Below are 20,543 nucleotides of genomic sequence, written 5' to 3'. Positions count from 1 at the left end.
TCACGTCGCTTTCTGCGCGAGTTGCCGCAAAGCGGCTCGCGCGACGAATGGGGTCACGTTGTTTTCTTTGGCGTACGCCGCGACGTCCGCTTCGGAAGGTTCGCCGTTCGCCGCCACCGGAATCGCGGGGCGCAACGCAGCGGGGACCGTACTCTTGGTTCTTCGACCCACGTACGCACGCAATGCGCCCGTGCTCATCTCCGCGTATTCCTGCACCGGGCCCGCTTTCGGATTGCCCGGTTCCTTCCACACGAGCGCAGGAGGCTCGACTTGGGCGAGCTGCGCGAGGAGCTGTTGACGCTCGTTCGCCTCGGCGGCCTTCTGCTCTGCGAGGCGTTCGGCACGCAAGGTCGCTGCTTCCGCCGAGTCCTGCTTCCACGCGACAAGAATGCCCGCCGCCGCGTCCGGCGATTTCTCGCCCGTCAATTGAAGCGCATTGCGCCCCAACGTGAGCACTGGCTTTGCTTCCGCCGATGCTCGCTTGATGTCCTCGGTGCTGGCATCCGCGGCCAATCCGAGGAACGCCGCCAAATCCGACATGCGTTTGTCCTTCCTCTTTTGGGCCATGGAGATGGCCCGCTTCACCACGCCCGACCAAGACAAAACACCGTCTGCAAGTTTTGCATTCACGGCGTTTTGCCCATAAAACACCTTCGCATTCAATTCGCGCACAGCTTTTGGCGTCATTCCGCGGCGTGCAGCGACATGGTCATAAAATCGAGTCGAATACATCGACACGACCTCTTGCAATCGTGCTCGCGCCTCGTCATCGAGAGGCTTTATCCAATCGCCAGCGGTTTTCCCCTCCGGGTCCTGGATGCGCGTAATGGTTACCCCCATCTTGTCGAGCATGCGCGAAAGGTCTAGATGACTCGTATTCGTGCCAATGGAACCGGCTGCTCCATCCGTTGGCACGTAAATCTCATCAGCAACGCACGCCAACCAATATGCTGCACTTGCACCCAATTCGAGATATGCGATCGATGGCTTTCCAGAAGCATCGAGAATTGCTCTCATCTCGTTGCCACCATCCGACAAGCCAGCCGCCGCGCCAGGCGAATCAATGCGGAAACCTACGACGGATACAGCCGAATCATTCGCGGCCTTTTCGACCGCTTGACCAATTCGATCATATCCGTCCCACCAAATGAAATCTTTGAACGCGAGCGCCTTTTTGGCGAGCGGTCCCTCGATACCGATGACCGCGAGTCCATTGCTCACCTCATACAGCGGCACTCCTTTTTCGTTCTTCACAGCCTGCGCTCGAGCAAAATAGGGCCCTGCGAGCGCCGCGTCTATGGCGAGCTCCGAACCCAGTGCTTCAAGCGCTTGTATGAACTCCAACCTCACGCGTCTTCGCCTACAACGTGTAAGAACACGCTGTCAACGAATCGCCCGAGTGCCTACTTTTCTTGCGTTGTTTGCGGGGCTTTGTCGTCGACGAGCTCGGCACCACGCTCCCCACCAAACGGCTCGCGACCACGCGACACACGGATTTCGTCACGGGTGAAGATGCCCCCTCGTTGGTGGTAAGCGAGGAGCTCGGGCAGCGGCATGCGTGCGAGTGCCGGCGCCGAAATGCCGAATTCGCTCGCAAGGCGCGCGGCATACTCCACCGTGATCTCGTGTCCGTTCGCGTGATGCATCTTCAACGTGTCGGCGTAGTCCTTGTGGCGTTTTGCCAGAGCCGCCAAGCGTTCGTTGTCTTCGGGGTCGGGGAACGGCCACCCAATCCACGGGGCAGCGGATTCGTCGCCCTTGTTGACCGCCGCCCAAGGCCGGAGCAGGCCCGTCGAAAATCCATGGCTCCCTGCCATCACATCGGCGACAACCCAATCGAAAAGGACGCCTTGAAGGATGTACGCTTTCGCGTACGAACCGCCTTCATTCGTCGCGCTTCCGTCTTGTCCAGTCAAAGCGAGGAAGATGTCCGTGCGATCGAGCTTGAGACTTTGCGGAAATATCTGCCACCCGGAGCCGGCAAACTCGAATTTTTCCACAGCCGTTTTCGCCGTCACGACGATGTGACGTACGCCCTCCCAAAATTGGCCCAGTGCGGTGTCCAAACTCTTGCCCACTTCGTCCTTTACCGCAATTCCTTCCGGGAGTTTGGCGACGAGTTTGGGGTGGCCAACTGCTTCCGCACCCGACGCGCGATCGACGATGATGTGCCCACGACTTGCGATATTGAGAGATAGAGGCACAACTGCCCCATGCTCGTGAGGATGCAGGTGCGTCGTTCGAAGCACGATCCACTTCCCATCCCCATGGCTGATTGGAATGGAGCCGTCCTGGGTCACGGCAATGTATTGTCGTCTGAGTGAATCGTAGTCGACCGCCTCGAGGTCCCACGGTTCGACGATCGGATCCCACCGCGAGCCGTCTTTTCTCGGCTGCCACGTGACTTGCAAAATCGAGAGTCCACATGTGGCCAGATCTTCGGCGCTGTCGCGCTTTGCTGGCGCCGTGAGCATCGAGCCTCGAGGTCCAAGCGCTTGCTCGAGCTCGAGGCGGATGGCCTCGTCACCCTCCTTCAACACGTGCCCACATGCAAGCCATGGGGCGACGCGTTGCCCAAGTGCCGCCACGAAGTTTGCATCTCGGCGGAAAAACCGTGCAAGCCTTTTTCCCATGTAAACACGACCCGCCTGGTGCGCGTCGCGATGTTCGCGAATGCGCTCAACTGTCCATTCACCGAGCCATGAACGCGTGTAGTTCGTGAATCGGTGCCCAAGATATCGGCCGTCCGTCGAAACTTTGGCGGGTTCGATTGGCGGCGCGGATGATGTCACTTGCAAGATGGTGGCCACGCTGAGGCGCTACCATTCCGACCGATAGCACGTCAATCAGAGCGTCCGGCGCCAAGCTTCCCGCGGCCCGAACAACGCGTCGAGATGCTTGAGCGCCGCTGCATCTTCCGGAGTCGCTACGGCAACTCGCCGCTCTCCCACGCCCCGCAAAAGCTCTTCGTTGTTCTCAGCGGGTTCGTCCAGAATCAACCGATGGACTGCGTGCACGTGCGCATCCAATCCGTTCGGCGATTTCTTCGTAATGCCTGGAATCCATCCGGACATTTCTGCCTCCAACCGAGCCAAATGACCGAAGTGATGAATGCGGCCTTGGTCGTAGGCTTGCGCTACAGGTTGCGCTCGAGCTTCTTTCGATTCGCTCGCCCGAATGCGCACCACTTCGGTCGGTTTGAACGGCGTGGTTTTCCCTGCCCTCAAGTGCTCGGTTTCTTCGTAGAGCTGAATGTTGCTCCTCACATTGTCGCCGCCTCGGTTCGTCTCGGCGATGATTTCTATCTTGTCGGCATGGCGCGCCCATTTTCGGTGCGCCTCGAGTGCAATGGCCGCCCATTGTTTCGGCGTGTGCTTTCCGGTTTTATCGTCAAGCACGTACACGTGGTGACGAGCATCGAGGGCATCCACGACAATTCCAGTTTCATCGCTACGATTCGAGACGCTGTCAGCGGGGTCGATTGAAACGACAATATGAATAAATCGTTGTGGGAGCTGATCGGGTCCGATTCGATGCTGATCGATTGTTGCCTGTGGGAAAAGCGTCCCCTTCAACTCGTCCAGGATTATGCCATCGCGCTCTTGTAAACCGAGGCGCCCCTCGAGCGATGCCAGAGTCTTTGCGTACGATGGCGCCAAGTGCCACCGATTTTCCCACGAACTCCATTGAAAGAAGAGAATGCCGTTATTGGGATCCTTTGCCTTGTCGCGGAATTCGCGAAAGAAGTCGTCGGGGGTCGGGGAGAAGGTGAGCAAGCCTCGCGGCTGGACGAGACCTGGACGCTGCACGCGCAGTGATAGTTTCACGTTCGTCCACAAATCACGACGCCATTTCCACGTCGATACTTCGTCGCCCCATGCGTGATCGAAGTTCCCGCCGCGGAAGTCTCGATCTTCTGCCGAGTACATCTCGGCCTTGGCGACGAGCTCGCCACGCTTGCGCCATTCGATTTCAGGAGGCGTCCGACCAGGAAACCACCGCGGATAAAACCATGGCGTCGCAGCCGCAAGCAGTCCACTTTCGCCTTCGAGCATCTTCGAGCGGCCTTCCCCTTTGTCGGGCGCAATGAGCGCGATGGTGCGCGCCCGGCCTTCCTCGACTTCCTCACGCAACCATTCCGCCGCCGCTTTGGTTTTTCCCGACCCGCGGCCGCCGCAAAGAACAGCTTCAGACCATGGGTCATTCGCGGGGAGTACTTGGTTCGGTCGTGCGCGAAAACCACGCCATGCATGGGAAAGCAGCGCGAGCTCGAACGTCGAATAACGCGCTAGGATGGCATTGCGCTGCTCTTCAGGGAGGCGACAGAGCCGGACGAATAAGGATTCCGTGCTCATACGCTGAGGGGCAACGTCGGCGGCAATGTTCGTGCAGGGAGCTCGCCTCCCGCCTCGAGGTTTTTCACGCATGTCTCCAGGTCATCAATCAGTTTGCGTGTTTCTCGCACATAGGTCGGATCCTTGTCTGGGTCTGGCGGCGCTGGCGGCCGGAGCTCGATAGCGCGCAATTCGGCCGCTCGAGCTTCTCGCATCAAGTCACGGTATCCACGAAGATTGGCGCCGGTGTATTCGCGCTCCGCACGTCTCCGCAATTCGAGTTTTTGCCGTTCGTAAAAAAGCCAATCATCTCGTTGAAGCACGGCCAGGTCATCCGACACGACAATGGGTTCTTCTGGCGGGGGCGGGGGGCGATGCGGGTGCTGGCTGTTGCGCAACCTCGACGACCCCTCGAGGTTTCCTGCGAGGTGGCGAAACAATGCGATTCACGGTCGCGTAATGAATCTCGATGCCTTCACTGTTCAGCTTCTCGGCGATATCGCGATCAGTCTCGCCACGCGCTGCCATACCTCGAATTCGATCTTCGACCTCTGGAGAGATCTTCCTCGCGGGCATGCCTACAGTTTCTATCTCACCTTGCAACACATTGCAACATCATGAAACACACAACGACGCGCTCGGGGAAGGTCGCACGATTCCGGACACCTCCCTACCCCACCCCACCTTGAAAATCGGCTTGTCGTGATCGTGTGCGCATCACCACTCAACACGTCTAGGCACACGCGTCTTGTGTGTGAATCCGCGGTGAATGACTGGCAAGATGGTTTGTCGTGCCGAGATGTCGAGATCAGGCCCCTCCATAACTCCCAAAACACAACAACCATGTGTCTGTTCTACACGTACGTACGCGGATCATGACACAACGACACACACGCGAATTTGTCTAGTGATTCAGGTATCTTAAGAGTGTGCCGTGTTCCAGCGCACTCGGCACGACTCGGCACGAACGACACACGCTCTATGAGGGGCGCAGTCGCGTTACGAGCGCTTGAAGCAGCCGCTACAGTTTGCGATGGCTGCTTCCGTGTACTGGTAGCTGATCTCCATCGACGGCGGCACGGTGGGGCAGGCGCGTGGCTGAGCGCCTGCGGCGGACGCGTTCAACGTCTCCACCAGGTAGGGAAGTACAAGCGCCCCCTCCAACGGCGCAAATGTTAGCTCAATGTGTGGCCCGGAAGGGTACACCGTTGAACCTTTCACGGTGGCGGTGGTCCTGTTGATGCCAAAGCGCACGTTCCCACATTCACAACCACTTACGCCAGTGACGGAGACGGTTGTAAGAAAAGATTCACGTGTAACGATCAGAACGCTACTCGCCGTGCGAACCGTCCAGTGTGCTTGTTCTAGCGTCGTGCGGATTTGCTTCCGCCACTTCTGACGCTGTTGCTCCGACAGGGGCTTGCCCATCCTTCGCCTCCGAGCTGCGTTGATACATCCGGGCTTGCGCTCCGTCCAGTCGCACACGCCCAACGCACACCCACCCAGCTCGAGCGATGCAGATGCCAGCACGCTTCTTGTCGCCATCAGAGCAGTCTTTAAGCTCACGCTTGATGGCCTCAGTGAGGACCTCACCAACCGAGACCTGCACGCCCGGAGCACGCTGCTTCAACCACCAATCGATGCGAGCTTGCCATACCTCTTCTGGAGCTCGTTGTTCTTGCTCCCCGGCGCAAAGGGCTCGTTCCTCTGGAGTGTCTGGCCACCAACGGCTCGAGTTGCGGTCTGGGTCTTGGTATCGCGCGACTGCTTCAGCCCACAACTGATCCCGGTCCTTGGCGATTGCATCAAGGTCAATATGGCCACACCGCACTGGCCACCAGCGCCGATTGCCTGTAGGGTCGTTGAAAGCCGGATACGTGCCATCTGCCATTGGATTGACCGTTCCCACGAAGACGGTCTGGCGGTCGACGCTTGCCGTGTGCTTTTCGTACGGGCCGCGGTAGTCATCGCGCGCCTGCGTGACGAACGCCTTCACGCGGTCGAGATCAGCCTTTCCCAGACCAGCCAACTCAGCGAGCTCGAAGACCCATCGTCCGCGAATAAGCAGGTATTTGTCCTTCGAATGCCAATCCAGCTCTGCGTCAGAGAACCACGCAGGACTCGTTAGCACCTTGACGGCCGTGCTTTTGGCAAGGCCTTGGTGCCCTTCGAGGATCAATACATGATCGACCTTGCATCCTGGGACGAACGCACGCGCAACAGCGCTTATCATCCACCACGCACCGACCAATTTGGTGTAGTCGGATGCTTGAACGCCAAGGTAGGTGGTCAACCACGTATCTATTCGCTTGACACCATCCCACCGAAGCGCGGAAAGCCATTCGCGTACGGGATGCATGCGTTTTTCACGAGCAACCACGCGAGCAGCTACATAACAGTCGGGCCGCCCGAGGTTGAATGACCAGCGCCGCATGAACCAAGCCTGCAAACGGACGTCATCGTCCTCGCTCCACAATTCGCCTGGTTTGCTAGGCTTCCCGTCGACGGGATACCACGGAGCTTCTTTCAGGAACGTTATGCTGTTCCTGAATTCGTCCCATGCAAGCACGTCCTGCCATTGCTCCTCACCTCGCAGGATGCTTATGGCATTGCCAGGATTCGCAAACAGGGCGCCTCGTTCCCCACGACGCAGCTCGTCCCGCCAATCGCCATGGGCTTCAACGACGACTTTAAGTTTGCGTGCGCCCATTGCTTATTCTAGCCCACGGCTTCCGGATAGAAAAGCCATTCGAACGCTTCACCGCGCAGCTTCGCGAGCGCTCGTTCAGCCTGCATCTTGTTGCCCGCCGCGATGCGCTGCCGCTCACTCTCGCACCATGCGCATTTTGCACGCGCCAATGTGCTGCTGCCCGTCACGATGCCGCATTCGCCGCATCGAGCTCCGTTCCATGCAGAGACGTCGATTTCGACGACGGAGACGTTCGCAAAACCGATCTGCGAGCGCCTGTACGTCGCAGTTTGGCGCTTGACGACGACACGCACACGTGGAGCGGGATTCGCACTCACGCCGCGCACTCCCGCACGACCTGCAATTGCGGGCGGTTGGCGTGCTCGTGCTGAGTTGGTGAGCCCCATCCACACGTCTTGCACTGCCCTGGTGCTTTCGCGTTATCTGCATAAACGTGCCCACATTGGACACACCATTTGGAAATCCACACGCCCCGCCCTCCGGTGCATGGGACAGGCGCAATTTCCCATACTCGCCCAAGAATGAGCCCCCATTGACCCGGAACATGCCACGGGTCTCCCGCACAGCGCTCCGGCGGCAAAACATCGAGCAGCTCGGCGCAAAGCACGAGTTTGCCGCGCCAAGCCGCAACGTTCAATTCACGCGGCGACTTCCCACGACATTCCCACAATCCGCGATCGTGAAGATCACGCATAATGTCAGTAACCTCGCTGTACACCTTCCCGTCAGGCAAATCCCCTTTGGACTGAGACAATCCGATAACCGGCACAGTCGCCACTCCGAGACCATAACGCCACTCTGAGAGCGGTTTGGCAACGCCATAAGAGCGGTTTTCAAGGCGCTTTTCGGCGTATGCAATGGCCTGCGTCCATGGCTCCAATAGCGTGAGGCACCGTTCGGGGAGCGGAAGTCGTTCGATCACGCGGCAAATCTCCTTTCGGGCACGGACGCTGGAATCACGCAATCGCCGAGATGTGCGTACGCTCGTGCCAATCGGTCCCAATCTTCGGGCCGCGACGTCAAGAGCAGAATGGCGGAACCGTGCGGCGGCGCTTTGCCAGGCCGCGGCGGGTCACCTGGCATCAAATACCGCACGCGCTTGCGAAACTCGATGCGAGCGGCTTGCTGAGGGCTCGGAACGCCGACGTCGCCGGCATGCGCCAAAGCGACCTGAAAAAAACTCGACGGATTGAATGCGACGAAGAACAACCGCGAGATTCGGCCTTCCGCCCATTCTCGCGCGCCGTGCACCCACCATTGCCACGCCGCCGTTTCGCCTCGTTTCGGGGCGGATTGCACCACACGATGCGAGCACGCCATTCGCGCGACAAGCCGTCGTCACCGGCCCCGAAAAACCGTCGCGCTCCGACGATGCGATTCGCACCAGCACACGACGCCGGATCAAGCCCGAATCCGCCGAACAGCTCGCGAGCCGGGTCGACCACCTCCAGAGGCGTCCACCATTCTCCCGTCTTCGATGAATGGAGTCCACGCAAGGTCATGCTGGCACCTTCCCCCACGGCAAATCGAGCCCACGTTCCGCCGCCTTTTTCGCGGCCTTTGCGTCGTTCATTTGTTCCCACAATCGCTGGAGAACGAACCCCACGAACCACTCGGCCTCTTCACGACCGTATTTCTCGCACCACACGAAGTCGACGTGGTAATCGATGGACAACGCGGTCACATTGGCATTGATGCGTGACAATGGCACGCCATGCCCGCGCGTGATCATGTACATGTCGAGGTCATTCCAACCGCCCTCGATGACGACGTATCGACGTGCGTATTTCGACGGATCGGCCTTGTGCGCTTCGACTGCGCGGAGCAGCTCGGCACAGAACCGATCGCGACCGTGCGTGATCGTGGACCAGAAGTCGGCGATCGACTTCCGCTCGAGCATGACGAGCTCGTCGTGCCCGTCGAGCCCGTAGTCACCCACCTCGAGCTTGCGGCGAACGGTGGGCAAATGGACGCGCGCGCCCTTCTCGAGCACGAACGGCTCGAGCGGCGTTTGCTCACGGGTGTCGACGACGACGCGCAAGTTATCCACGAAGAATCCAGTCCTCCCGATCTTCGGCCGTGAATGCGCGTCGATCGTGCTCGGCCGCCTCGAAAACCGCTGGCAGCAATGCGAGGAATTCGCGCCGTTCATCGTCTCGCGCGGACCCATCGACCATTGCCTTGTATAGCTCGCGGCATCGTTTCAGGTTCATCGCGGGACCTCGCGCACTCGAAGGTCTTCGGGCAGCTCGAGCAAGTCGCCGCCCTTGCGATGCTTCAGCCGCAACGAGATGAGCGGCTGTGCCTCTTGGGCGACTCGAAGGGACCTCCCGGCAATGCCATTGCGCGCATCGGAGAACGCCCCCCCGCCTTGTTTGACGAACACGGGCACACGTTGCTCACCGCATTGCTCGATGATGCGACGAATCCACTCGGCCTCGCACGTGCGTGCCCCATGCCCACTTTCCCCGCCCACGATAACCCAATGAATTCCGCTCAAATCGAGTGCACCGAGGTCCTCGAGCAGCGGCTCGATCGACAAGAAACGCACTCGTGCAGGTACTTTGCGCAATTCGTCAATCCGCGGGCCCCCATACTTCCGGTCCTCGACAGACACACCGAGCCAAACCCATTGTGCTGGAGACGTTGCGGGGTTGGAAATGCCGATGCGCATCAATTCCGGTCGAATATGCCGCACTGCATGGGCTTCATCCAAAACACGCTCGTACAGGTTGGGGCGGGCGAAGTACTCCGCCATTCTCGCCGCGCGCTTGGTGAGCACTTGGTATGTATGGTGCGGTGTGAGCAGCATTCGGACAAGCACGGCGTCGATGTAAGTGAATGGAACAAAATCGGCGAACAAGTCCGACATGCTGTTGGCGAAGATTTTTCGCGGCTTTCGCCATCGCAGCGGCACGTCGAGCATTTCGGGGACGAGTCGCGGATCGAACCCCTGCTCATAAGGATGCCCTGGAACGCCCCGAAAGCGCTCCGCAAACGCATCGGCATAGCAATGTTTGCAGCCGGGAGAAACCTTCACGCACCCACGCACGGGGTTCCAAGAGGCATCCGTCCATTCGATTGGTGAAAGTTGTGCCATCACGCCACCCCCGGGAACCGATACGTCTGCACCTCGCTCAGTTTGGCCAGGTAAACCAATCCATCGGCGCGGCGCAGACGAATCACCGTCTCGCCCGATTTCGGCATCACGGACGTGCCAATGATGCGATGCGCTTCGCCCTCCTGTGTGAAAAGGTGATGTCCGCCGAGCATAAGGTGCCGGCAAACGCGCAGCATGACGCTTCGACAATCCCCAAGAAAGCCCATACACACCTCGAGCGCCGCGTGGGCGCGTCAATGCGTTTCGGTTGACACGACAAACCAACGTGCTACTTCGTCGCGGTCGAGGTGCGCGCACAACCCCAATTCGGGGAATCGGCGCGCCTCTCGCAGGAGCAATCCAAGCTGGTGGTACGAAAAGTTCGTGTGTCCCTCGAGCATTTCGAGCGCATTGCGAAATCGCACGATTCGAGGGTCATCCGTTCGCATCAGATTCGAGATTTCTCGGGCTCGAAGACCACGGCCAGCAAGCGCACCGTTCACGGTTCGCTCGAGCTCGCCCAAAGCCTCGACGAGCATGCGGAACCCGCGAACACGAATCTCGCGCATGTCCGGGCCGATGAGCTGCTTCGGTTTTCGCTCGAGCTGGTCGACCCGGCCGCGGAGCTCCTGCAGCTCGCCACGCAGCGCGATCACTTGCTCGGCCTGCTCGAGCAGCTTCGTGATGGCCTGGTGCCGGAACGCCGCGGCCTCAGGCGTGCGCGCATGCGAGGCGACGACGATGACCGCCGCGGGTGAAAGGTAGAGCAGCTCGCGAGGACGCCCGCCCTTCGCAGTGCTTGGACCAAGGCCAACACGTTCGCGGTTCTTCACCCGTTGGTGAACCAAGGCCCTTTTCAGGCCACCACCTGAATACTGGTCCGAGGCGACAAAACCACGACGGATGAGCCTGTCTACGAGGTCCTTGCAGTCATGGTGTTGAGCAAAGCCGAGTTTTTGGGCGACGTCGGCCAGTTCCCACCATCCATTGCGGCTCACGACACGCCTCCCGCGGGAGTCGACCATGCTTCAACGTCGATCCCAGTGAGTCGTTTGATGCGGATGCGGAAGTCGGCCGCGGGTCGTCGTGCTCGCCGTGCCCAATTGGAACAGTTGTAGGAGCCGAACTCCTCAATCAGAGCGCGATGTATCGTAGTGCGCTCGCCGTACCAAATCAAAGCGAAGAGCCGGGCACCAAGGGTGTCCTGCACTAACGGCGCTTTTCGAGCTGGCCGGCCAGCACGACTACGTGCAGGTCGAAAGGTATCCATCAACGTCCATCATAGACGTTGGTCTATCGGTAGTCAAGCGTCACAAATCCTTCGACTACTTTTGTCCACGGGCAGCCGTGATGAACGCTTTGGACAGCAGTTCAACGTGGTCAGCCGTTGGATCCTCCTGTGCAGCGGAATAGACGTACTGGACAGCAAGAGCAACCGACTTCAGCGACTCGATGCCTAGTGCTGGCTTGGTAATATCGCCCGCTTCAATCAAGTAAGGCAAACGTGGCGGGACGGGCCCCGTGGGTTTTGGCGGCTCGCCCTTGCCATCAAGTAGCCAATCCAATGAGACGTGAAGAGCTTTTGCAAGTCGAACGGCTGTTTGGTGCGTTGCGCTTTTGCGAGCACCCATCAGCAGCTTGGAGATGGTGCCGTTTGAGAGCCCAACCGAGTCCTCAACTTCCTTGTAAGGAGGCGGTTCGCCCTTCTCGTCCGGGGCAGGCTGTGAAGGCGTACCAGACACGATCTGCAAGCTCTGACATGACGCGTCGGACCATCACCGAAAAAATTCGTCCGGTCAATTATTTTGTCGCTTGACTACCGATAGACCAACGTCTATCTTGGACATGCGGGCTTACTTCAAGGAGGACGGCGATGGACGGGCGAACGAAGTGGATGCTGAAGCTCATGCGGATGCTGCACGCATCCAGGCGGCACACGTGAGCGAGGTTGCCCAAGGCGGGCAACCCGTTGACCGGGTGGCCGTGGGTGACCGGTTCGGGGACCTCATCATGGTGAGGCGAGTGGACCCGAACGAGCACGCTGGCGGCGTGGTAGCGATTCTCATCGAGGGGAACGAGAATCCGTGGGTTGGGACGCGTGCGCAGTTCATTGGGCTGGTGCACGCGATGAGCGAGATGGCGCTTGGTTTGACGATTTGATGGAGGGAGCGATGCCGAGCTTGTTGACGTTGTATCAGGTCGAAGTGAAAGAGCGTAATGGCCAACGGACGATGATTTGGCCGGATGGCTCGCCGGCTCGATTGCGCACGTTGGACGAGGCGAATCAGCGGCTCATGATGTACGTGGGCAAGGCCCAACGAGGCGAACCCATCGAGGGCAACGAACCGCGCTCGGTCACGGACCTTTTCGTCACCGAGGTCGAAGTGGACGCGAACGAGGAGCGTCTTGGCTACGACGTGCGCTCGACGAAAGACATTCGGCACGAGCGTGTGGAACGAGTCGACGCGACGTCGGCAGTGGGAGCGGCGGCGTGAAGGGCGACAAACCTGTCACGGCCTCGGATCTCATTGCGTTGCTCGTCGGCGAACAGCGGCTGACGGCACTCGTGTCGGAAGCCAATGAGATTGCTGATGAGGACGGTGCTGACGAAATCGACGGGGACCTTGCAATCGTCGAATGCGTGAGCGCCGAACTGGACGGCTATTCGGACGTGCTCTACGGGAACACGGTTTCCGAAGACGCCGAGCAGCTCGTGAGAATGGCGATGCGCAATGGAATCATGTTGCTGACCGTGGCAGCACGCGCGTCGCGCCGTGTGCAACCGGCGAGCGAGGTCGACACGTCGAACATAACGAGCGAAGACGATTGAGATTCGCCTCGAGCTGCGCAGGGGCAACGACGAGCGCAGCACCTGGAATGCGGGACAACGTGCACGGGTCTTCTGAGCTTTTCTTCTCGTGCGCGTGCGGCGTCCGGCGGGTTCAAGTCCTGCGCATTCCACCATCGGACATGGTGCCCGGTGAAATGGCTTGTCGTGTAGTGCCGATGAACCTTGAAATTCGACATGGCAGGTCGTTTGGGAATGGTAGCTCGGCGGCAGAGCATCGTGAGGGCGCGCATGGGTTGGAGCAGCGGCAATTGCCAAGGCACCATGGTCGGAGCGTACACGAAGGTCGCCGGTTCGAATCCGGTCCGTTCCCCTTGGAGGCAATGAAGTGACCCTCTTTCACGGCCTTTCGTTTGCTGATTACGTGGCATTCGACCGAGAGCATTTCTCGCGATTGCGGCTGCTCGACATTTCGCCGCTCGCGTACCATCGCGAGACCAAGAAGAAGGACACCAACGCTCTCCGAATCGGCCGGGCCGTGCACGCGTTCGTGATGGACCCCAATGCCGTGGAAATCATCGCCTACGATGGCAGGCGGCAAGGCAAGAAGTGGGAGGATTTCGAGGCCGAACACGAAGGTGCCATCATTCTCTCGCCGGACGCATACGAGCGAGCAATGGCCATGCGCGATGCGGTGCATGCGCATCCAGCGGCGAGCAAGCTGCTAAATGCGGGTGAAGGAGAGGAGTCGCTTTTCTTCGAGGTCGCGGGCGTCCAGTGCAAGGCGCGCATCGACTGGATTGCGAAGGATGGCACCGTCGTCGAGCTGAAAACAACGCGGGCGATCATCCCCGGCCGGTTCGCGCACGAATACGCGCGTCGCCTATACCACGCGCAGATTGCGCTCTATCGCATGGGCCTCGAAGCGGAACGATACGGTCGGCCCCCAGTCGTGACGATTGCGCTCGAAAACGCGCCGCCCTACGACGTGGCCGTCTATCGCGTCGGGGAAGATGTGCTCGAGGTAGGCAAGCGCAAAGTGCTCACATGGCTAGACACGCTCGCACGGTGCCGCGAATCGGGGCAATGGCCGGGCGTGGGCGGGCACAGCATCGACGGGATGCTCGATTTGCAATTGCCCGATTGGGCGATCACCGATGGACTGCCTGATATCGAACTGGAGGATGAGCATGGGGACTGAAATCACGGGCCACTTGGAGCTGGTGTATCCGTCGCAGTACGTCAAGGCCGCGGACCTCCAAGGCCGGGATGTCACGGTCGTGATCGAAAAGGTCGAATACGAGAACCTCGTCATGCAAGGGGGTCGAAAGGACCGCAAGGCATGCATCACCATGTTGGCGCGCAATGGGCGTCGTTTGGGTAAGCGGTGGGTTGTCGGGAAAACCGTGCTGCGACAAATCGGAGCGGCGATTGGATCGCTCATTGTACGCGAATGGAAGGGCCGCGAAATCACCATGTACCCGACGACGTGCAAGGGCAAAAGCGGCGGCATGGTCGAGTGCATTCGCGTCCGTGTGCACGCAAACCCCGATGCTACCGAGATTCCGGACGAGATGGCAAAAGACCCCGAGCCGTTGCCGCCGGAGTTCATGGCCGAGGTGCATGGAGAGGGCGAGTCGTGACGGATATTCCGCGCTTCCTATCGCCGAAAGGGTTCGGGGAGCTCCTCGACTACCATCGGAGCACGGTGGCGCAATGGTTGCCCGCGTGGCGAGCCGAGGGCATTGCCACGGGGTACGGCAAGGCGACGCGGATTGAGGTGGCACGTGCACGGCAATGGATCACCGAGCACACGCGGCCGAAAGCGGCGCCGGCGATGCCACACGTATTTCATACGGAGACACTGCAATGAGTGTTGCACGTGCGCGGCAAATCGTTGCCCTGTTGGAGGGCGGAATTGCCAATTGGCGAGAGAAACAAGAGCTGTGCCAGTTATTGCCCCCGATTCTGGACGATGCAGAAGCATGGAGGAAGGGCGCGCATGTGCTGAATGAGCTTCAGGAGCGCGTCATTCCGTGCGGTCATCGAATCGAGGATTTGATCGGCGGTGAAGGGCACGTGACGAAGTGCGGCGCGTGCTTGGCCGCGCGAGCAACATTCGCAGAGGTGAAGTCGTGAGCAGAAAACGAATCAACACAGCACGTGATCGGCGCAAAGCGAAGGACCGTGGTTCCAAACTTGGGATCTTCGTCGTCTCGACGGATGAAGGCGTCGCGATCGAGCTTGGGGAGGGCTCGAGCAGCGTCCGGCTCGACATGGGAGTCGACAAGGCAATCGAAGTCGCATCGACGATCATGGTCGCGATTTTGCCGGCTGCGACACGCGACGGCGAGACCATTGAATCCCTTGGCGACAAGTTCTTCATGCTGTTGACCGAGAAGTGCCAAATGGTGACTGCGCAATTGGACGCAATGCCATCATGAGCACCTGGCACTCTGTCTTTTGGTCGCCTTCGAAGCACCGATGGCTTATTCGCCTCGGCGCAGAAGGTCGAACGCAGCGCCAGATCACGGTGCCTCAGTCGGTTGCGCCTGGCCCACGGTCGCGCAAGCAGGCAGAACAATGGGCGACCGAGCAGCTCGGAGGAAAGTCTGATGCTCCTGCTGTCGTCGCGCCGAAGACACTTGCCGAGCTCGCCCCCATCGTGCTCGAGCTGTGGCAGAACGACGAGCGGTTGGCGCAGAAGACGAAGGCCGACCGCGAAAGCTTCCTGCGCCTGCACATCCTGCCCGCGTTCGGCGAACTGGCAGTCGAAGCCATCGATGTGCCGAAAGTGCGCGATTGGGTGCGTGCGATGCGCAAGAGGGGCGACGCCCGATCTTCGATTGGCAACCGACTGTCGACGTTGGCAACGCTGCTATCCGATCTTCACGCCGAGAGGCACGCACCGGACAATCGTGTCGCGACGGCGAAAGCTGTGCTCGACGAGCTCCCCGCGTCGAAGAAACACGCTCCGGTTTCTTTGGATCTGGCGGCGTTCTCGATGTTGCTGTTTGCGGCTTCCGTGCCGTTTTGGTTCCGCATGCTGTGCGCGTTGGCGGGCCTCGCAGGCCTCGAGGCAGGGGTGGCGCTTGGGCTTCGCGTGAAGGACGTCGTGCTCGAGCACGGGCAGCCTATCGCGCTCCGGATTTGCCAGGCCGTGCAGCAGCTCGGGACGAAAGGGTACGCCTCGATTGGGCCGACGAAGAACGAACATCGAGGGAGCGAAGAACGCCCGCGGATTTTGCCGGTTCATCCGGCGCTCGCCGTGCTCTTGACCGAGTGGTTGCGGATCGAGCGGGAGCGATGGTGCTGCCATGTGGCACAGCCCGACGATCTTCTGGTGCCGTCCGCGTCGGGGAAGGCATGGCGCCCGAAGGTGGCGAAGCGGCTGCGTCGCGAGCTCGCGGGGCTTGGCATCGCAGTACCCGATGGTCTCGTGTTTCACCGGCTACGCGGATGCTTTGCGACGTGGTTGGCGGCCGCCAGCGTCCCAAAGGACCAACGCCAGCGCCTCATGGGACACGCTGGCGATGTCGAGGCGGAACACTACGAGGTAGCGGGGCAGTTGTTCGAATCAGATTTCGAGGCTGTCGCAAGGATCGCTGTGGAGGTGCGAAATGGATCAGGACGACATCAATTGGTTCATGCTGGCGATCGTGATGCGCGCTCGCCGGTCGATGGGATTCCTGCGGCCCGGAGCCCCCCTGACCGCACCCCTCGCTCTCGAGGCACGCCGCCCTCCCCGACGGAAGACCGGACGTACACGGGAACCTTTTACAAAAGGCCGAAAAACGCGCCGGCCGTCCGGGGTTTAGGGGTGGCCTTGGACCAAAATCCCGTCGGCGCCCCCCCGCGGACCTCCGAACTATGTCACGGTCGCAAAGGGCCTAGCCCCTCCGCCCTGCGCCCCCACTGTGCCGGTTGCTCATGCCGCGCGACGATTCCGCGGCACGGCAAGATCTGCTGAAACTGGCACCCCCCCCCCCCCCCCCCCCCCCCCCCCCCCCCCCCCCCCCCCCCCCCCCCCCCCCCCCCCCCCCCCCCCCCCCCCCCCCCCCCCCCCCCCCCCCCCCCCCCCCCCCCCCCCCCCCCCCCCCCCCCCCCCCCCCCCCCCCCCCCCCCCCCCCCCCCCCCCCCCCCCCCCCCCCCCCCCCCCCCCCCCCCCCCCCCCCCCCCCCCCCCCCCCCCCCCCCCCCCCCCCCCCCACACCTAAAACGCCCACGAAACTAGGCGCCCCAGGCAAGAATCGAACTTGCGACCAACGGTTTAGGAAACCGCTGCTCTATCCACTGAGCCACTGGGGCGGGCCGAGACTCGACGAATCCTACGCGGACAAGACAGCTCGTCAAGTGTCTTCGACATGAGCACCACAAATGTGCTTCCGCAAACTTTTTCGCGCGCGGCCAACCACCTCCCTCGCGTCATGCCTTCGGCTCCCGACCACTCCTCAAAATACGCGCCGCCTCCGCATAATGATGCATCCCATCCCGCTTGCCCCACATTTCCGCCCGCTCACTCGGACGCCGCTCATCCGATAAACCTACCTCGTCCCGAGCCCCAATCTCCACAAACGCCCGCGCTATCCCCACAATCACCGCCGGCTCGACCTCATTCTCCGAATAACCCGTCGTCAGCCACTCCTCCACAGGCGTCGTTTTCCCATACGTATTCGTCGTCTCGTTCGGATCACAACCAAGCCACCCCAGAAGCCGCACCTTGTCAGGAACACGCGCCCGCTCGTGCGCCGATCGAAAATGCAATGCCGAAAGCAAATTGTCGAGCGGCCGGCGATGCAATCCACCCGTACGAAGCAAACACGATGATACCCCAAAACCCATGAAGTGCCTCACCCACCGCTCGTTCATGGGCAAACCATTGGCTGCGACATCCACGAGCGTCTGACCATTCGGACGCGTCGATGACGGACTCGCACCCCTATCGACGAGCAAACACGCAATACCAAAATGGTTTTCATCGTCGAATTGATTCGTCGCCGGCATCGTCCGCCCCCGCGATACTCGCTTGGCAAATACCGGAGCATGCCCGAATCGAAGACTCGCATCGGGATCAGCCCCCGCATCGAGCAAACATTCGACCATTTCCCGATTCCGATGCCCTACGGCATGATGCAGCGGCGAATCTCCATGCGCATCAGCCACTCGAACATCAGCACCCTTTGCAATCAATTCGCGCACCCGCTCGATGTCGTTCTTTCGACACGCCGCAAACAAATTCCTGCTCTTCCCGGACAGCGTCACCTTCGGCGGTAACTCGAGAATCGCAGCACTCTCGCCTTCGTAGGGCGCCTCCCCATACACGGCAAACTCGTAGCGCGATATCGGAAACATTTCTTTGGCCAAATTGATCCCGAAATCGGTTGCCGCCGCAATCTCGTCATCCGGTACGCCCCACGGCCCCTCCTCGAGCCACTTCGTGAGCTGCTCTTGCCACGAATCGCCACTCTGTTCTTCGTCCGGCGCAAACTGTCTTTTCAGCGCCTCGATGGATTCCCACAAAAGACGAAGCGCACCCTCGAAATCCGCAACTTCCCCGACGACGCGCAGCCCAATCCAATCCTTCGCCTTTTCGTAAAATGCATCATCCTCGTCCGGAGGGTCCCGCATCGAATCCGGATCGAGCCCATGAACCACGACATACCGCTTGCCACGCAGCTCGTCCGGGAAAACATGCCCCTCCTCAGATTGCGAAAGCAACTCCACGACGCGCTCGATGCTCAAAGGCATACCAAACCATAGACCCATCTACGCACACGTCAATCGAATGCGTCAAACTTCACCACCAGGTCGACCATCATTTTTGCATCAGACCATTCTACTTTGCCATCGATATGCAGGGAAAATAGTACGTCATGCAACCGTTTCGGTCCTCGAGCCGATCCGGTGTTCCAGCCTTACGATCATGCTCACGGTGATTCGACACGGTTTCGTCGTTACTTTCGGGCAACATCGATGAATGCAATGATTGCTTTGCTGCCCATCGTCATGGTAGCCTGGATTCATGCTACGATGCCTGGTCTTCGCCTTTGCAATCCTTCTGTATGCCGGTACCGCATCCGCGGCCGATGTTCAAGCAAACCCGTCGAATTACCTGAGCCTGCTCGGGTCATTGAAGCCCGGCGACAGACTGGTGCTCGATCCGGGTACCTATACGCAAGGCTTACCCATTACCGGCTTGAACGGCACGGATGCTGCTTGGATCACCATTTCTGGCCCACCATCCGGGCCCGGAGCGATATTCGAAGGCAATGCCTGCTGCAATACCGTCGAATTGGTGAGCTCGTCGTACGTCGCCATCGAGCACATCACGGTGGACGGCAAAGGCATTGATGGCGTTTTCGGAGTGAGCGCCAAAGGAAGCTCGAACAACGTGGTGCACCATATCCGCGTCGAAGGTTGCACGTTCGTCGGCCAAAACGCTTCACAACAGACGGTGGCCATTTCCACGAAAACGCCGACGCACGGCTGGATCATTCGCGGCAACGTGATCGACGGCGCTGGCACGGGGCTGTATCTCGGCAATTCGAATTACGCGGAACCGTTCGTTGGAGGCATCATCGAATACAATTTGGTGCGCAACACGATTGGTTACAACATGCAAATCAAAAATCAAAACGCCTGGCCCATGCACGCCGCTTTGCCGGCCGAAAACGCACCTCGAACGATTCTTCGTCACAACGTCTTCATCAAAGACGACACGCCGAGCCCCGATGGGGTACGGCCCAACGTTTTCCTCGGCGGTCCACCTCCAAGCGGCCTCGGCGCCGAAACGCTCGTCGAAGTGTATGGCAACGTCTTCGTGCACAATGCAAGCGAATCACTTCTTCAAGCAACCGGCCGAGTATCCATTCACGACAACATCTTCGTGGACGCATCCGACGCAGCGCTTTACCTTGCCCCACACGACGGTTTTCCGCTCCTCGGCGCTCGCGTGTATAACAATACGTTTTACGCGGCAAAACGAGCGGTTTATCTTGGCACGCAACCGGCCGAAGGTGACGTCGTCAGCGGGAACCTCGTGTTTGCCGATACGGCATTCGATGGGCCATTCGTGGGCCTCGGAACGAACCTCGTCGACACGGCAGGAAATGCGGCCAATTTCGTCAACAAGCCGTCGGTCGCCCTCGGCGAAATGGACTTCTATCCGCTGGTGGGCAAAGCGGAAACGAGCCCCATCGATGCGGCTCCGTTTGCCGATGACCCGGAACACATATGTGATTTCAATGGTGGTCCGCGAAAAACCTTTACCCATCGCGGTGCGTACGCTGGCGCCGGAACGAATCCCGGCTGGAAACTTGCTGCCGAGATCAAACCTGCGGTGGTTTGCCAATCTTCGAGCGGCACGGGCGGGAGCGGATCGACCAGCAGTGGTGGAGCCGGCGCTGGTGGCGAAGGCATGGGCGGCGCTGGCGGCAGTGGAGGCGCTGGTGGCGGCAATGCGAGCGATCCGGGGGGGTGTGGTTGTCGCACGAGCTCGAATGGCGACGTGACGCCAATGGCGGTGGCGTTCGCGCAGGCGGCAATGGTACTCTTTCGGCGCAGACGAAAACAACGAGCGGCTCGCATAGGTCAAAAGCGAGCAGCGTAGCAA

The 20,543-nt window shown here is 60.1% G+C and carries 25 protein-coding genes and 2 tRNA genes; 11 read left to right on the top strand and 16 right to left on the bottom strand.

Annotated elements, in window-relative coordinates; genetic code table 11:
• The 14 genes from IPM54_25005 to IPM54_24940 form a co-directional block, all read right to left on the bottom strand.
• Positions 1-1,350, bottom strand: coding sequence for a S49 family peptidase (locus IPM54_25005; GenBank protein ID MBK9263049.1), 1,350 nt, complete (start codon positions 1,348-1,350; stop codon positions 1-3).
• Between the two features lie 53 nt (positions 1,351-1,403).
• A complete protein-coding gene (locus IPM54_25000; GenBank protein MBK9263048.1) occupies positions 1,404-2,810 on the bottom strand; it encodes a hypothetical protein in 1,407 nt (468 codons plus the stop codon).
• Positions 2,811-2,846: 36 nt separating this feature from the next.
• Entirely contained in the window at positions 2,847-4,355 is a 1,509-nt protein-coding gene (locus IPM54_24995; protein MBK9263047.1) for a DNA-packaging protein, read from the bottom strand.
• On the bottom strand, positions 4,352-4,675 hold the full coding sequence (locus tag IPM54_24990) for a hypothetical protein (protein ID MBK9263046.1): 324 nt from the start codon (positions 4,673-4,675) through the stop codon (positions 4,352-4,354). Before IPM54_24990 ends, IPM54_24995 begins: the two co-directional genes overlap by 4 nt.
• 989 nt (positions 4,676-5,664) lie before the next feature.
• On the bottom strand, positions 5,665-7,044 hold the full coding sequence (locus tag IPM54_24985) for a hypothetical protein (GenBank protein MBK9263045.1): 1,380 nt from the start codon (positions 7,042-7,044) through the stop codon (positions 5,665-5,667).
• 8 nt (positions 7,045-7,052) lie between these two features.
• Positions 7,053-7,361, bottom strand: a complete 309-nt coding sequence (locus IPM54_24980; GenBank protein ID MBK9263044.1) for a hypothetical protein — start codon at positions 7,359-7,361, stop codon at positions 7,053-7,055.
• Complete coding sequence (locus IPM54_24975) at positions 7,358-7,966, bottom strand: hypothetical protein (GenBank protein ID MBK9263043.1); 609 nt, start codon at positions 7,964-7,966, stop codon at positions 7,358-7,360. Before IPM54_24975 ends, IPM54_24980 begins: the two co-directional genes overlap by 4 nt.
• Positions 7,967-8,126: 160 nt before the next feature.
• The gene (locus IPM54_24970) at positions 8,127-8,546 is read right to left on the bottom strand and encodes a hypothetical protein (GenBank protein MBK9263042.1); all 420 of its coding nucleotides are present in this window, start codon (positions 8,544-8,546) and stop codon (positions 8,127-8,129) included.
• A complete protein-coding gene (locus tag IPM54_24965; protein ID MBK9263041.1) occupies positions 8,543-9,094 on the bottom strand; it encodes a hypothetical protein in 552 nt (183 codons plus the stop codon). Before IPM54_24965 ends, IPM54_24970 begins: the two co-directional genes overlap by 4 nt.
• Positions 9,087-9,257, bottom strand: coding sequence for a hypothetical protein (locus IPM54_24960; GenBank protein ID MBK9263040.1), 171 nt, complete (start codon positions 9,255-9,257; stop codon positions 9,087-9,089). Before IPM54_24960 ends, IPM54_24965 begins: the two co-directional genes overlap by 8 nt.
• A complete protein-coding gene (locus tag IPM54_24955) occupies positions 9,254-10,144 on the bottom strand; it encodes a phage Gp37/Gp68 family protein (GenBank protein MBK9263039.1) in 891 nt (296 codons plus the stop codon). The genes IPM54_24960 and IPM54_24955 overlap by 4 nt, the downstream gene beginning before the upstream one ends.
• Complete coding sequence (locus tag IPM54_24950; GenBank protein MBK9263038.1) at positions 10,144-10,371, bottom strand: hypothetical protein; 228 nt, start codon at positions 10,369-10,371, stop codon at positions 10,144-10,146. The genes IPM54_24955 and IPM54_24950 overlap by 1 nt, the downstream gene beginning before the upstream one ends.
• A 27-nt stretch (positions 10,372-10,398) precedes the next feature.
• On the bottom strand, positions 10,399-11,142 hold the full coding sequence (locus IPM54_24945) for a hypothetical protein (protein ID MBK9263037.1): 744 nt from the start codon (positions 11,140-11,142) through the stop codon (positions 10,399-10,401).
• 327 nt (positions 11,143-11,469) lie between these two features.
• Entirely contained in the window at positions 11,470-11,886 is a 417-nt protein-coding gene (locus IPM54_24940) for a helix-turn-helix transcriptional regulator (GenBank protein MBK9263036.1), read from the bottom strand.
• A 97-nt stretch (positions 11,887-11,983) separates the two neighbouring features.
• Between IPM54_24940 and IPM54_24935 the strand changes: the two genes are divergently transcribed.
• The 10 genes from IPM54_24935 to IPM54_24890 all read left to right on the top strand — a co-directional run bounded on the left by IPM54_24935 (position 11,984) and on the right by IPM54_24890 (position 16,902).
• Positions 11,984-12,304, top strand: a complete 321-nt coding sequence (locus tag IPM54_24935) for a hypothetical protein (GenBank protein ID MBK9263035.1) — start codon at positions 11,984-11,986, stop codon at positions 12,302-12,304.
• An 11-nt stretch (positions 12,305-12,315) separates the two neighbouring features.
• On the top strand, positions 12,316-12,639 hold the full coding sequence (locus IPM54_24930) for a hypothetical protein (GenBank protein MBK9263034.1): 324 nt from the start codon (positions 12,316-12,318) through the stop codon (positions 12,637-12,639).
• Positions 12,636-12,974, top strand: coding sequence for a hypothetical protein (locus IPM54_24925; protein MBK9263033.1), 339 nt, complete (start codon positions 12,636-12,638; stop codon positions 12,972-12,974). Before IPM54_24930 ends, IPM54_24925 begins: the two co-directional genes overlap by 4 nt.
• A gap of 210 nt (positions 12,975-13,184) precedes the next feature.
• Positions 13,185-13,305, top strand: a tRNA-OTHER gene (locus IPM54_24920).
• A 15-nt stretch (positions 13,306-13,320) separates the two neighbouring features.
• The gene (locus tag IPM54_24915) at positions 13,321-14,133 is read left to right on the top strand and encodes a PD-(D/E)XK nuclease-like domain-containing protein (GenBank protein MBK9263032.1); all 813 of its coding nucleotides are present in this window, start codon (positions 13,321-13,323) and stop codon (positions 14,131-14,133) included.
• On the top strand, positions 14,123-14,575 hold the full coding sequence (locus IPM54_24910; protein MBK9263031.1) for a hypothetical protein: 453 nt from the start codon (positions 14,123-14,125) through the stop codon (positions 14,573-14,575). The genes IPM54_24915 and IPM54_24910 overlap by 11 nt, the downstream gene beginning before the upstream one ends.
• On the top strand, positions 14,572-14,805 hold the full coding sequence (locus IPM54_24905; protein ID MBK9263030.1) for a hypothetical protein: 234 nt from the start codon (positions 14,572-14,574) through the stop codon (positions 14,803-14,805). The genes IPM54_24910 and IPM54_24905 overlap by 4 nt, the downstream gene beginning before the upstream one ends.
• Positions 14,802-15,071, top strand: a complete 270-nt coding sequence (locus IPM54_24900) for a hypothetical protein (GenBank protein ID MBK9263029.1) — start codon at positions 14,802-14,804, stop codon at positions 15,069-15,071. The genes IPM54_24905 and IPM54_24900 overlap by 4 nt, the downstream gene beginning before the upstream one ends.
• Positions 15,068-15,376, top strand: a complete 309-nt coding sequence (locus tag IPM54_24895) for a hypothetical protein (GenBank protein MBK9263028.1) — start codon at positions 15,068-15,070, stop codon at positions 15,374-15,376. Before IPM54_24900 ends, IPM54_24895 begins: the two co-directional genes overlap by 4 nt.
• The gene (locus tag IPM54_24890; protein ID MBK9263027.1) at positions 15,373-16,902 is read left to right on the top strand and encodes a site-specific integrase; all 1,530 of its coding nucleotides are present in this window, start codon (positions 15,373-15,375) and stop codon (positions 16,900-16,902) included. Before IPM54_24895 ends, IPM54_24890 begins: the two co-directional genes overlap by 4 nt.
• A 264-nt stretch (positions 16,903-17,166) precedes the next feature.
• On the opposite strand, the gene IPM54_24885 is transcribed toward IPM54_24890, so the two are convergent.
• Positions 17,167-17,239, bottom strand: a tRNA-Arg gene (locus IPM54_24885).
• A 117-nt stretch (positions 17,240-17,356) separates the two neighbouring features.
• Positions 17,357-18,697 carry an ankyrin repeat domain-containing protein gene (locus tag IPM54_24880; protein MBK9263026.1) on the bottom strand — a complete coding sequence of 447 codons (1,341 nt, stop codon included), beginning with the start codon at positions 18,695-18,697 and terminating at the stop codon, positions 17,357-17,359.
• 256 nt (positions 18,698-18,953) lie between these two features.
• Between IPM54_24880 and IPM54_24875 the strand changes: the two genes are divergently transcribed.
• Positions 18,954-20,540: a hypothetical protein gene (locus IPM54_24875; protein ID MBK9263025.1), complete on the top strand. Its 1,587-nt coding sequence runs from the start codon at positions 18,954-18,956 to the stop codon at positions 20,538-20,540.
• Positions 20,541-20,543 lie beyond the last annotated feature (3 nt).

This window comes from Polyangiaceae bacterium (assembly GCA_016715885.1).
Lineage (GTDB): Bacteria > Myxococcota_A > Polyangia > Polyangiales > Polyangiaceae > Polyangium.
This window is presented reverse-complemented; position numbering and strand designations above follow the sequence as displayed.